This is a genomic window from Acidimicrobiales bacterium (genome assembly GCA_040219515.1).
Taxonomy (GTDB): domain Bacteria; phylum Actinomycetota; class Acidimicrobiia; order Acidimicrobiales; family Aldehydirespiratoraceae; genus JAJRXC01.
In genome coordinates this window covers 170,269-182,465 of the sequence record JAVJSI010000010.1, presented here as the reverse complement: position 1 = coordinate 182,465, position 12,197 = coordinate 170,269, and the positions used below count along the sequence as shown (strand labels likewise).

Genomic DNA, 12,197 nt, shown 5'->3' with positions numbered 1-12,197 from the left:
CCGTGCCCGCCGAACCCGACCCGATCCTCGTGCAACGGGCCAAGGCCCTGCGGATCGCGACGTTGGGGCAACGCATCGGCTACCTGCTCTATGCGGTGGCGATCGTGGTCTTCATGATCGGTCTGGCGACCGACTTCAACAGCACGGTCTCGGCGATCGTCACCTTCGGCGTGATCGCCGGTTCGGTCGTCTTGGCCCCCGCGATCCTCGCCGGCTACGCCGTGAAGGCCGCGGTGCGCGACGACATCGAGCACGGGCGCGACATCGGCTGACCGCAGAAGAGCTGGGTAGGGTTCCCGGGTGACCGTCCGACTTCCTGCCGCAGAGCGAAGAGTGCAACTGCTCGAGGCGGCCCGCTCGGTCTTCGCCGTCGAGGGCTTCCAGAACGCCACGATGGAAACGGTCGCCAGCGAGGCCGGCGTCACCAAGCCGGTGCTCTACCAGCACTTCTCGTCGAAGCGCGAGCTGTTCCTCGAGCTGTTGCGCGACGTCGGCGACCGGCTCACCACCGTCGTGGGCGAGGCAGCCACCGCCGCGCCCACCGGCGAGGCCAAGGTGGTCGACGGCTTCGCGGCCTATTTTCGCTTCGCCGCCCAGGCGCCCGACGACTTTCGGCTGCTGTTCGGCGAGGGCGTCCGCATCGATGTCGAGTTCGCCCGCGCCGTCGCCGACGTCGAGAGCGAACTGGCGCTCTTCATCGCCGCGCTGATCGAGATCGACGACCTCGCCGACGCCGACCGACTCGTCCTCGCCCACGGCATCCTCGGCCTGGCCGAGGCCACCGGACGGCATTGGATCGCCGCCGGCATGAAGGGCGACGTCGACGCGCTGGCCACCAGGGTCGCCGACCTGGCCTGGCTCGGTCTTCGCGGCCGACGCCGCTGATCAGCCGACCCGACCGCCCTGTTCGGGCGACGGCGTGATGTCGACGGGCTCGATCGGCACCTTCCCCGCCACGAGGTCGGGCAGGAACTCGCGGAGGCGCACCGGCACGGTCGGTTCTTCGTTGGCGAGCAGGTCGTCGAGCGTCCACCATTGCGCTCCCTGGAACGCGGCGGCCTCGAGCGCCTCGAGACCCTTGGGGTCGTACTCGCCGCCGTCGCACCAGGCGACATGGATGAAGTCGTCGGACTCGAAGTGGTAGCCGGCGAACGTGTACTCGGTCTGCTGGGTCCACACGCAGGGGCCCATCTCGACGTTCGGGATACCGGTCTCCTCGTGGAGTTCACGCAGCGCTGCGTGGCCTGATTCCTCGCCTCGACCCATGCCGCCACCGGGGATCTCCCACCATTCGGGCTTGTAGGGATCGACCGGGTCCTCGGCGCGGATCAGGAAGATTCGACCCTCGCGATCGAGGAGCACCGTGCGGGCGCAGGGGCGCCGGAAGCTGAACGACATTCGGGGGAACCTAACCCTTCGGGGTTGCCTCTCGTAAAAGCACTTCCTGGGCGATCGTGGCCACGTGAACACCGTCACGTGACCAGATCTCGCCGAAAGCGATGCCCCTCGACCCGTAGACCCCGGAGGACCGCAGGTCATGGAGGCACCACTCGTCGGCCCGAGCGGGCCGGTGGAACCAGATGGTGTGGTCGAGGCTCGCACCCATGTAGGGGTAGTCCTGCTCGAAGCCCGGCTCGGGATGCACGCGGCCGACGGGATGCTCGATCTCGACGGCATCGGTGGGCAGGTCATCGCTGGCGAACGCGTGGGCCAGGACATGCATCAGCGGGTCGTCGCCCACGTCGGGCACCCGCAGCCACCCACGCGATCGCTGTTGGTCGAAGGGCACCATTCGCCGTTCGAGCAGTCTCGACCAGCCGGCCTCGGGCAGGTCCTCTGGCTGCTCGACCGGCGACGGCATGACGACGGCCGTGACATCGGGTGCGTCCTCGTGGATGTGGAACGACGCCGACAGGTTCAGGATGGCGCCACTCGACTGACGGGCGACGACCCGGCGGGTGACGAACGAACGCCCGTCACGAATGCGATCGACCTCGAAGCGAATCGGCTCGTCGGACTCCCCACCGCGGATGAAGTAGGTGTGCAACGAGTGCGGCATGTAGCCCTCGGGCACGGTCTGGGCCGCGGCCCAGAGTCCCTGCGCGGCCACCTGGCCGCCGTAGACCCGCCCCCACGGGTAGCGGGCGCTGGCGCCGACCCACACATCCGGGCCGTGCGCGGCCATCTCGAAGAACTCGGGGAATCGAGTGATGTCGCTGCTCACGGTCAGCGACCCTACCGAGCCGTCGTGCCCCGGCGGCCGGTCACGTGCCACGATCACCCGATGACGACGCGTCCGCATCAGGTCCACTCGATCGTGATCGGCGACGCACCCGAGGCGTGGGCGGCGGCCGGATTCGCGGTCGAAGAGTCGACGGTGACCATCGCGAACACCGCACTCGTCCTCGCCGGGACCGGTCGGGGCCGGGGAATCCTCGAGGCGCACGTCGAGGGAATCGGGCGTGACGTCGACGGGATGCCCTTCGCGGCCAGGACCGACGCGGCGGCCGCCGTGAGTCCGGCAGCGAGTCCGGCCGGAGAACACCCCAACGGCATCGTCGACCTCGATCATCTCGTGGCGATGAGCCCCGACATGGACCGGACCATCGCCGCGCTCGTCGACGCCGGCCTCGACCATCGCCGGTCGCGCACGTTCGCGGCGGGCGAACACATCCGTCGGCAGGCTTTCTTCTGGCTGGGCGACGTGATCCTCGAACTCGCCGGCGACGACGGGGCGCACGACCCGGGGCCCGCCTCGCTCTGGGGTCTGGCCTTCACGAGCCACGACCTGACCGCGACCGCCGGGCGTCTCGGCGAGCTTCTCGGCGCGCCGAAACCCGCAGTCCAACCGGCTCGCGAGATCGCGACGCTGCGCACCGGCGAACTCGACATCTCGGTGCCGATCGTCGTGATGTCGCCCCAGCCCTGAGCCGTTACTGCTCGGCGCCGCTACTGCGATGCGGGGCGGTGACGCACGGCGCCGGTCGGTTCGATGGCCACCGTGCCGCCCTCGTCGTCGATCGGATCGACGACCACGCCGTCGACGATGAGACTCATCGATTGGGAGGCGTCGGCCGGCCAGAGCACCGACACCGAGGAGTTCGTCGCCAACGCGGCGGCCGATCGCCGCCCGATGGAGACCCGGAGTCGGCTCGACTCGAACCGGACGAAGGAGTGGGTGACCCGAGGCGGACCGTCGATCGACGACACCAGCACGAACGCCGACCCCCCATAGGCCGCCGCTGCGGCTTCGATCTCGTCGAGGGGTACCGGCACGCTCATGGAAGAAACCTAGCAATAGGGCTTTTGGCCAGGGGAAGAAGTGCCGATGGAACGAGATCGTGCGCACCTCGAAACGGGCCATCGCCATGGCCATAGGACTCTCCGTCATGGCGTCGACCACCACTGTCGACGCCCAGACCCAACCGGAAGTGAGGTTTCCCGAGGCGGAAGTCCTCGCGAGCGACGGCCTCGCGGTCCAGAGCATTCTCGCGGATGTCGGCCTCGACGCCGCCTGGCGCTCCACGCTCGACCTCCACCCGGGCGTCCGCCCGCTCACCGTCCAGTACCGCGACGGCTCGGAGTCGAAGGTGGCCGATCTGATCCGCACCACACTCGAACTCTCGGCGACCACCGCCGAACGCGACGAGACGGTGACGGAGCTGCGCTCGACCGCCGTCGAACTCGACGAGGCATTCGAACGCGAACGGCGCCGCGAGATCGCCCGCAACCAGGCCGACGCCTACTTCCAGGGCATCCATGCCCTCACCCAGGCGGTCGCCATCGACTCGTTCACCGGTGACGACCCGGCCGCGGCCGCGCTTCTCGGTCTCGACGGGAAGGCACTCACCATCGCGCAGCGCAACTTCGAGCTGACCAACACCACGCTCGAGGAGATGTTCTCCCAGCGGACGCAAGCGGAGGAGGACCTCGACGAGGCGATCGTCGCCTATGACGCCGCCGTTGCCCGTCGAGTCGAAGTCGAATCGGCGCACGAGGCCCTGGTCGAACAGGCTGCGTCCCTGAACGCACAACGACGCACGCTCGACGCTGCGGCCCGGACAATGCTCCCCGACGCGGCTGAGGCATTCACCGTCGCTGCGGTTCCGGGTCAGACGGGCCTGACCCCGAAGGCGCTCAGCGCCTATCTCACCGCCGAGGCCACCAGCGCCGAGATCAATCCCGGTTGCCACATCTCGTGGCGGACCCTCGCGGCAATCGGCTCGGTCGAGGGCCTCCACGGCGAGTACGGCAACACGCGAATGGGCGTCGACGGGCGCCCCGCCGACCTCATCGTCGGGATCGCGCTCAACGGCCAGGTCGACAACTTCGGGGAAGCCACGGCGAACCTCCGCGACACCGACGGCGGCCGATACGACGGCGATCCCATCTTCGACCGTGCGGTCGGGCCGATGCAGTTCATCCCCCAGACCTGGGCGACCTGGGGTCGCGACGGTGACGGTGACGGCGAGCGCGACCCACACGACATCGACGACGCGGCCCTCGCCGCCGCGGCCTATCTCTGCAACTACGGATCGCTGCGCGACTGGGGCAGCTGGTCGGCGGCGATCTTCGGCTACAACCACTCGGCGGCCTACGTGAACTCGGTGAAGGCGTCACTGGACCGGGCGCTGCAGTTACGTCTGCCCGACTTCGAGGGCGACGAGCAGCTGCGCCAGTCCACGCCGTACGGGGCCTGGGTCCCCATCCCCGAACCGGAACCGGAACCGGAACCCGAGGCGCCGGTCAGCGAAGGTACGGGGTGACGTCGCCCGACTGACCGTCGACGACCCAGCCGTCGGTTCCCACGAACGTCGCCAGATCGTCGAGCGCACCACGCAACGCCTCGGCCACCGCAACCGGTTCACGACCGGGCTCGGCGAACGCCGCCTTGACGCGTAGCACCCGCTCGGCCCGGTCGGTCTTGAGATCGACCCGCCCGACGAGCTCGTCACCGAGCAGGAACGGGAGCACGTAGTAGCCGTAGACGCGCTTGGGGGCCGGTGTGTAGATCTCGATCCGGTAGTCGAAGCCGAACAGGCGCGACGCTCGCTCGCGAAACCACACCACCGGGTCGAAGGGCGACACCAGTGTGCAGGCGTCGATGGCCCGGGGCCGGGCCGCCTCCGGATGTAGCAACGCAGGCCGATTCCAGCCTTCGACCTCCGCCTCGACGAGGAGCCCGTCCTCGACCAGTTCGGCCACGCGCACCTTGGCCGGAACCTTGGGCAACCGGTGGTAGTCGACGAGATCGGGCACCGCGGCGATGCCGAGGCTGGCCGCCGCCCGCATCAGCAGTGTCCGGTGCGCGTCCTCCTCGGTCGGTGTCGGTTGCCGGCGGATCGACTCGGGGACGATCCGCTCGAGGAGGTCGAACTCCTTCACGAAGCCGGGCCGCCGCCGGATGCCGACCTCGCCGACGCGGAAGAGCCAGTCGAGTGCGACGGCGCCGTGTGACCGGTCGCCCCACCACTCCCCTTCCTGACGCCGGGGCTCGTCGAGCTCGCCCGGGGCCAGCGGACGCTCCCGCACCTGGGCGAGCACGTCGGCGACATAGGCGGGGTCGTCCTCGGCGAGCCGGGCGAGATGGCCCCACGTCTCGCCCCGACGAGCGCGGGCCTTCGACCAGCGCAGCAGGGGCTCGTCCTCCATCGGGACGAGCGAGGCCTCGTGACACCAGGCCTCGAGCCATTCGTCGTGTCCGTAGGCGATGCGGTCGTGCAGGTCCGGCTCGTAGGGCCCGAGACGAGAGAACGCGGGCATGTACTGCGTTCGCATGACGACGGGGACGGAGTCGAGTTGGAGCAGCTGCACACGGCCCATCACCCGCCGGAGGTGCCGGCGGTCGACGGTGCCCTTCGGCCGGGGATCCCGGAAGCCCTGCGCCCCGAGCGCGATCCGACGGGCCGCCGCCGCGGAGATCGCGACGGTCACGACAGGTGGGCGGCCAGCGCGACCAGATCGGGGAGGCGCCAGTGATCGTGATCGGCGTGATGATCGAACGGATCGAGCTGCACCACCGGCATGCCGGCGGCGTCGGCCCCGCGCACATCGGCGTGGACCGTGTCACCGACGTAGAGCGTGCGTGCCGCCTCGGTGCCGAGGGCCTCGAGCGCCGGCCCGAAGATCCGCGGGTCGGGTTTGGCGATCCCCAGCACCCCGGAGTCGACGATGGCCGCCACGGTCGGGAGTAGTCCCTCGCCGATCTGGCACAGTCCGAGGTCGGTGCACTGGGCGATCGCGGTGCCGTTGTTGTTCGTGACCACCGCGACCGGCCGCCGCGTCGCGATGTCGTGGAACGCGTCGCGGTTCTCTTCGAGGACGTGGGTCCAGATCACGGTGCTGTCGCCGTTCACGCGGGCGTGTCGACGGGCATCGACCGCGATCTCCAGTGACTCTCCGGCCAGGCCAACCGCCGAGAAGTAGGCGCGGTCGTAGGCCTCCCACACGAGCGGGTCGGACTCCGACACCGCCATGTGGGCCAGGGCACCGGTCATCGCGGCCACGCCGGCGTAGTGGCCTCGCCGAACCGCGGCGTCGTCGAGCGCGAGGGTGACGCCCTCCGCTCGCACGATGGCGGCGATCGGCTCCGGCGCCGGGACCACGAAGACCCCGCCCATGTCGAACACCACGGCGTCGATCCGGTCCGGGGAGATCATGGGCGGACCGTATCGGCTTCGCACGGTCGGAGCGACCACGTACTGTGCGAGTCGATGCCGTTCAACACCATCACGTTCGCGGTGTTCTTCGTGGGGGTACTGGTCCTGTACTGGGGCGCGCGACCGAACGCTCGCAATGTGGTGCTGGTCGTCTCGTCCTACGTCTTCTACGGCTGGTGGGACTGGCGATTCCTGTCCCTGCTCGCCATCTCGACCGTCGTCGACTACTCACTCGGCCTCGGCATGGCCGCGAGCGACGACGACCGGCGGCGCAAGCGGCTCATGCTCACGAGCGTCGCCGTCAATCTCGGCATCCTCGGCGTCTTCAAGTACCTGAACTTCTTCGCCGACAGCCTCACCGAGATGTTCGACGGACTCGGGTGGCAGGCCGACCCGTTCACGCTCACCGTGATTCTTCCGGTCGGCATCAGCTTCTACACGTTCCAGACGATGTCCTACAGCCTCGACGTCTACCGCCGCCGCATCGAGCCGACGCGAGACGTCGTCGCCTTCGCCACCTATGTCGCCTACTTCCCGCAACTCGTGGCCGGGCCCATCGAACGAGCCCAGAACCTGCTCCCCGCGATCCTCGACACCGACCGTCGGTTCCCGGTCGACGCCGAACGCCGAGACGCCATCCGCCTCATCCTGGTCGGGCTCGCCAAGAAGGTGGTGCTCGCCGATGGCGTCGCCGAGATCGCCAACCGGGCCTTCGCCGAATCCGACACCTCGTCGGCCGTCGCCCTCACGACGGGTGTGGTGGCGTTCGCAATCCAGATCTACGGCGACTTCTCGGGCTACACCGACATCGCCCGAGGCGTCTCGAAGCTTCTGGGTATCGATCTCGTCGTCAACTTCACCGAGCCCTATCTCTCGCGCAACATCACCGAGTTCTGGCGCCGCTGGCACATCTCGCTGTCCAACTGGCTCCGCGACTATCTCTACATCTCCCTCGGCGGCAATCGGAAGGGCACCCTCACGACCTACCGAAACCTCATGCTCACCATGCTGCTCGGCGGTCTCTGGCACGGCGCCTCGTGGAACTTCGTCATCTGGGGCGGGCTCCACGGCCTCTATCTCGTGATCCACAAACTCACCCGAGGCGGCAAGGAAGCAACCCACGAACCATGCCTCCGCGACCTCCCCGCCATCATCGTCACCAACGTCGCCGTGCTCTTCGCCTGGATCTTCTTCCGGGCCAACGGGTTGGGTGAGGCCTGGGACGTCATCAGCGGCATCGCGACCCTGCGCGGCGGCTCGATCCGGCCCGCTGACGTGGCCACCGTCGCGCTGTTCACCGCCATCATGATCGGGGGCGACCTCTGGCAACGCAGCCACATGGACCGGCTGTCCCGCGGCACCACGGTGTCGGTGTCGCCGGTGCTGCAGGGGGCCGGCGCCGGCTTCCTCGTTGCCGCCGTGGTGCTCTTCTCCGGCGGGACCCCGGTCCCCTTCATCTACTTCCAGTTCTGATGCGCCGCTTCCGCCGTTCCTTGCTGCTGATCGCCGGCCTGCTGATCGCCGCGCTGGCGAGCGAAGGCGCGGCCCGGGTCGTGGCGTCGTCGACGCCTGAGGCGGTGCGCTGGTACGACGAGTTCGCCCAGCACAAGATCGAACAGATGGACGACCTCGGCGACGTCGACGTGGTCTTCGCCGGCACCTCCATGGCGTGGCAGGCATTCGTCCCGTCGGTGTTCGACGAGGAGGCGGCCACCACCAGCTACAACGCCGGACTCAACGGCGGCACCCCCGAGGTCATGCAGCGATGGCTCCTCGAAGAAGTGATCCCCCGCACCCGGCCCGACACGGTGGTGTGGGGCCTGAGCAGCTACGACTTCGCCCCGGGCTACGGCACCCAACAACGCGATGTCTACGACAATGCGCTCGCCACCCGCAACGGCTGGCTCGCGTCCGTAGAGCAACAGGCGTCGCAATGGTCGGTGCTCGTGCGCGAGCGAACCGTGCTCCGATCGCTCAACGACATCGCCGGCGCCCGCGCCGACGAACGCGAAGCGAACCGCGACGACGCCGTGATGCACACCGGCAACGGCGGCGAGCGGCTCTTGTTCGAACGCAACGTGACCCCCGAGGTCCAGCTCGTCACCGAGGCCCGCCTGGCCGACTACCGCATCGATCCCGACGACCGCGCCCTGATCGTCGCCACGATCGAAACGCTTCGGACGCAGGGCATCGAGGTCGTCCTCGTCAACCTTCCGGTGCCGGATCGTTTCATCGACGCCCACCCTCGCGGGCTCATCGACTACCGCCGCGTCGCGCCCGCCGTCGACGAGATCGCCACCGAACTCGACGTCCGGTTCCTCGATCTCAGCGGCGGGTTCACCGACGACGACTTCGTCGACTTCACCCACCTCATCGAACGGGCCACCCGGACGTTCTCGGTCGTGGCAGCGACCGCATTCGCCTCCGACCGCGACGACCGCGGCACCACCGAGACACCGCTCGAAGCCGCCGGCGCCACGGGCTCGGAGGACACGGACTGCACCACCCGAACCGTCATCGACGAGTACGGCTTCGAGGTCGAGGTGATCGACTGCACCGGCGACCCCGACACACCATCGGGTGGCGGGCCCCCATAGCGGCGGGTTCCTCGTCAGACGACGAGGGTGACCATGCGGCCGGGGACGTAGATCGTCTTGCGGAGCTCCTTCCCGCCGATGTGCGCCTGCACATTGGCCTCGGCCAGGGCGGCGGCGATGGCGGTCGCCTCGTCGGCATCGGCGGCGATCATGATCTTGCCTCGCACCTTGCCGTTGACCTGCACCGGCACCTCGACGGTGTCGTCGACCAGCATCGACGGGTCGGCCTCGGGGAACCGGGCCCGGGTGACGGAACCCTCGCCGCCCATGCGATGCCACAGCTCTTCGGTCACGTGGGGAACGAGCGGCGACAGCATGCGCACGATGGCGTCGGCCACCTCACGGGGGGTCCCGGCGTCGCGCTTGGTCAGCTCGTTGTTGAGCTCGGTCACCTTGGCGATCGCCGTGTTGAACCGCAGACCGTCCATGTCGGCCCGCACGCCGTCGATCGTGCGGTGCAGCAGCTTGCGGAGTTCGTCGTCGGCCGGCTCGTCGACAACGGTGAGCTCGCCGGTCTCCTCGTCGACCAGATTGCGCCAGACCCGCTGCAACAGACGATGGGAACCCACCACGGAGCGGGTCTCCCACGGGCGATCCTGGTCGATCGGACCCATGGCCATCTCGTAGAGGCGCAGGGTGTCGGCGCCATAGACGGCGTACATGTCGTCGGGGGTCACCGAGTTCTTCAGCGACTTGCCCATCTTCCCGAAGCTGCGGGTGACCGGCTTGCCGTCGTGGGTGAAGCCCGCATCCTGGTCACCCTCGACCTCCTCGGCGGGGACGTAGGCACCGCGGTCGTCCTGGAACGCGGCGGCCTGGATGTAGCCCTGGTTGATGAGGCGCTTGAACGGCTCGGGGCCCGAGACATGGCCGAGGTCGAAGAGGACCTTGTGCCAGAAGCGCGAATAGAGCAGGTGCAGCACGGCGTGCTCCACGCCGCCCACGTAGAGATCGACGCCCCCGACACCGTCGGCATCGGCGTCGCCCATCCAGTACTGCTCCACGGCCGGGTCGACCATGGCGTTCTCGTTGGTCGGGTCGAGATAGCGCAGGTAGTACCAACACGAGCCCGCCCACTGCGGCATCGTGTTGAGCTCGCGACGGTAGGCACGGGGCCCGTCGCCGAGGTCGAGCTCGACCTCGCGCCACTCCTCGACGCGTCCGAGCGGCGGCTCCGGCTCGGAGTCTTCGTCGAGCTCTCTCGGCGCCCAGTCCATGAGGTCGGGCAGGAGCACCGGCAGCTCCTCGTCGGGCACGGCGCGGGGCAGGTCGTCGTCGCCGTAGACGATCGGAAACGGCTCGCCCCAGTAGCGCTGGCGGCTGAAGAGCCAGTCACGCAGCTTGTAGGTGACGGTGCGCTCCCCATGGCCCTCCGCCTCGAGCCACTCGATGATCCGCGTCTTGGCTGCGTCGACCCCCAACCCGTCGAGGAACGACGAGTTGATGGCCGGCCCCTCACCCACGTAGGCCTCGCCACCATCGTCCTCCCACCCATCGGGCGGCTGCACGGTGCGGACGATCGGAAGCCCGAACAGCTCGGCGAACTCCCAGTCGCGAGTGTCCTGGGCCGGCACGGCCATGATCGCGCCCGTTCCGTAGCCCATGAGCACATAGTCGGCGATGAAGACCGGGATCGGCTTCCCGGTCGTGGGGTTGACGGCGGTCGAACCGAGGAAGACACCCGTCTTCTCCTTGGTCTCCTGGCGGTCGAGGTCGGTCATCTGCTCGACTCGGGCGCGATAGATCGCGACGGCGTCGGCCGGCGTCCGTGCGCCGGAGGTCCACCGGGGATCGGTGTTCTCGGGCCACACGTCGGCGATCAGTTCGTCGACGAGCGGGTGTTCGGGAGCGAGCACCATGTAGGTGGCGCCGAAGAGCGTGTCGGGCCGGGTCGTGAACACCCGCAGCGGACCGGCGTCGCTGGCAAAGTCGACGAACGCGCCCTCGCTGCGACCGATCCAGTTGCGTTGCATCGTCTTGATCGAGTCGGTCCAGTCGAGCAGCTCGAGATCGGCGAGCAACCGATCGGCATAGGCCGTGATGCGCATCATCCACTGGCGCAACGGTCGCCGGAAAACCGGGAAGTTGCCCCGCTCGGAACGACCCTCGGCGGTGACCTCCTCATTGGCCAGCACGGTGCCGAGACCGGGGCACCAGTTCACCGGGGCATCGTCGACATAGGCGAGCCGGTACTGCTGCACGATCTCCCGACGGGTCGACTCGTCGGCCGAGGCCCAGTTCTCGCCCCCCTTCGGTGTGCGAGACCCTGCGTCGAACTCGGCCACCAGTTCGTCGATCGGGCGGCCCTTCTGCTGATCCTCGTCGAACCACGCGTCGAAGAGTTGCAGGAAGATCCACTGTGTCCACCGGTAGAACGCAGGATCGGTGGTGGCGACCGAGCGGCGCTCGTCGTGGCCGAGACCCAGTCGCTCCAGCTGGCGAGTCATGTTCGCGATGTTGCGCTCGGTGTTGACCCGGGGGTGCTCACCGGTCTGACGGGCGTGCTCTTCGGCCGGAAGGCCGAAGGCGTCGTAGCCCATGGCGTGGAGCACGTTGTAGCCGGTCATCCGCTTGAACCGGGCGTAGACGTCGGTGGAGATGTAGCCCAACGGGTGCCCCACGTGGAGTCCGGTACCCGAGGGGTACGGGAACATGTCCATGATGAAGAGCTTCGGCTGGTCGGTCAGGCCCGAATCGGCATTCTCGAGCGGGCCGGCGGGATTCGGCGCGTGATACGTGCCCTCGGCCCGCCAGGCCTCCTGCCAGCGGGTCTCGATCTCGTCGGCGCGGCTCGCGTCGTAGCGATGGAGCGGGCGATCGTCGGGTCCGGTTTCCTCTGACACCCGGGCCAGGATAGGTGCCGATTGGGCCGAACGGCCGTGGTCAGCGTTCCGCGAACGCGGCACTCTTGGCCCTAACCTGACCGGAACGCCGCGCTCGT

12 protein-coding genes are annotated in these 12,197 nt (G+C 68.6%); 6 read left to right on the top strand and 6 right to left on the bottom strand.

Annotation, left to right across the window (positions count from 1 at the left end):
- Positions 1-2: 2 nt before the first annotated feature.
- Both RIB98_09285 and RIB98_09280 read left to right on the top strand, forming a co-directional pair.
- Positions 3-272: a hypothetical protein gene (locus RIB98_09285; protein MEQ8841164.1), complete on the top strand. Its 270-nt coding sequence runs from the start codon at positions 3-5 to the stop codon at positions 270-272.
- Positions 273-300: 28 nt separating this feature from the next.
- On the top strand, positions 301-885 hold the full coding sequence (locus tag RIB98_09280) for a TetR/AcrR family transcriptional regulator (GenBank protein MEQ8841163.1): 585 nt from the start codon (positions 301-303) through the stop codon (positions 883-885).
- Here the strand turns inward: RIB98_09280 and RIB98_09275 are convergent, their stop codons facing one another.
- On the bottom strand, positions 886-1,398 hold the full coding sequence (locus RIB98_09275) for an NUDIX domain-containing protein (protein ID MEQ8841162.1): 513 nt from the start codon (positions 1,396-1,398) through the stop codon (positions 886-888).
- Positions 1,399-1,408: 10 nt separating this feature from the next.
- Positions 1,409-2,224 (bottom strand): thioesterase family protein, encoded by an 816-nt coding sequence (locus tag RIB98_09270; protein MEQ8841161.1) that lies wholly within the window; start codon positions 2,222-2,224, stop codon positions 1,409-1,411.
- A 60-nt stretch (positions 2,225-2,284) separates the two neighbouring features.
- Between RIB98_09270 and RIB98_09265 the strand changes: the two genes are divergently transcribed.
- Positions 2,285-2,929 (top strand): hypothetical protein, encoded by a 645-nt coding sequence (locus tag RIB98_09265; protein MEQ8841160.1) that lies wholly within the window; start codon positions 2,285-2,287, stop codon positions 2,927-2,929.
- A gap of 20 nt (positions 2,930-2,949) precedes the next feature.
- On the opposite strand, the gene RIB98_09260 is transcribed toward RIB98_09265, so the two are convergent.
- Positions 2,950-3,282: a hypothetical protein gene (locus tag RIB98_09260; protein ID MEQ8841159.1), complete on the bottom strand. Its 333-nt coding sequence runs from the start codon at positions 3,280-3,282 to the stop codon at positions 2,950-2,952.
- 59 nt (positions 3,283-3,341) lie between these two features.
- On the opposite strand from RIB98_09260, the gene RIB98_09255 reads away from it, so the two are divergent.
- The gene (locus RIB98_09255) at positions 3,342-4,766 is read left to right on the top strand and encodes a lytic murein transglycosylase (GenBank protein MEQ8841158.1); all 1,425 of its coding nucleotides are present in this window, start codon (positions 3,342-3,344) and stop codon (positions 4,764-4,766) included.
- Here the strand turns inward: RIB98_09255 and RIB98_09250 are convergent.
- Complete coding sequence (locus RIB98_09250) at positions 4,747-5,934, bottom strand: crosslink repair DNA glycosylase YcaQ family protein (protein ID MEQ8841157.1); 1,188 nt, start codon at positions 5,932-5,934, stop codon at positions 4,747-4,749. The two genes, RIB98_09255 and RIB98_09250, sit on opposite strands and share 20 nt — an antisense overlap.
- On the bottom strand, positions 5,931-6,659 hold the full coding sequence (locus RIB98_09245; GenBank protein ID MEQ8841156.1) for an HAD family hydrolase: 729 nt from the start codon (positions 6,657-6,659) through the stop codon (positions 5,931-5,933). The genes RIB98_09250 and RIB98_09245 overlap by 4 nt, the downstream gene beginning before the upstream one ends.
- Positions 6,660-6,713: 54 nt before the next feature.
- Here RIB98_09245 and RIB98_09240 point away from each other — a divergent pair, with 54 nt between their 5' ends.
- The gene (locus RIB98_09240; GenBank protein ID MEQ8841155.1) at positions 6,714-8,132 is read left to right on the top strand and encodes an MBOAT family O-acyltransferase; all 1,419 of its coding nucleotides are present in this window, start codon (positions 6,714-6,716) and stop codon (positions 8,130-8,132) included.
- A complete protein-coding gene (locus RIB98_09235) occupies positions 8,132-9,256 on the top strand; it encodes a hypothetical protein (GenBank protein MEQ8841154.1) in 1,125 nt (374 codons plus the stop codon). The genes RIB98_09240 and RIB98_09235 overlap by 1 nt, the downstream gene beginning before the upstream one ends.
- Before the next feature lie 14 nt (positions 9,257-9,270).
- Here RIB98_09235 and leuS read toward each other — a convergent pair whose 3' ends face one another.
- Entirely contained in the window at positions 9,271-12,099 is a 2,829-nt protein-coding gene (leuS, locus tag RIB98_09230; GenBank protein MEQ8841153.1) for a leucine--tRNA ligase, read from the bottom strand.
- Positions 12,100-12,197 lie beyond the last annotated feature (98 nt).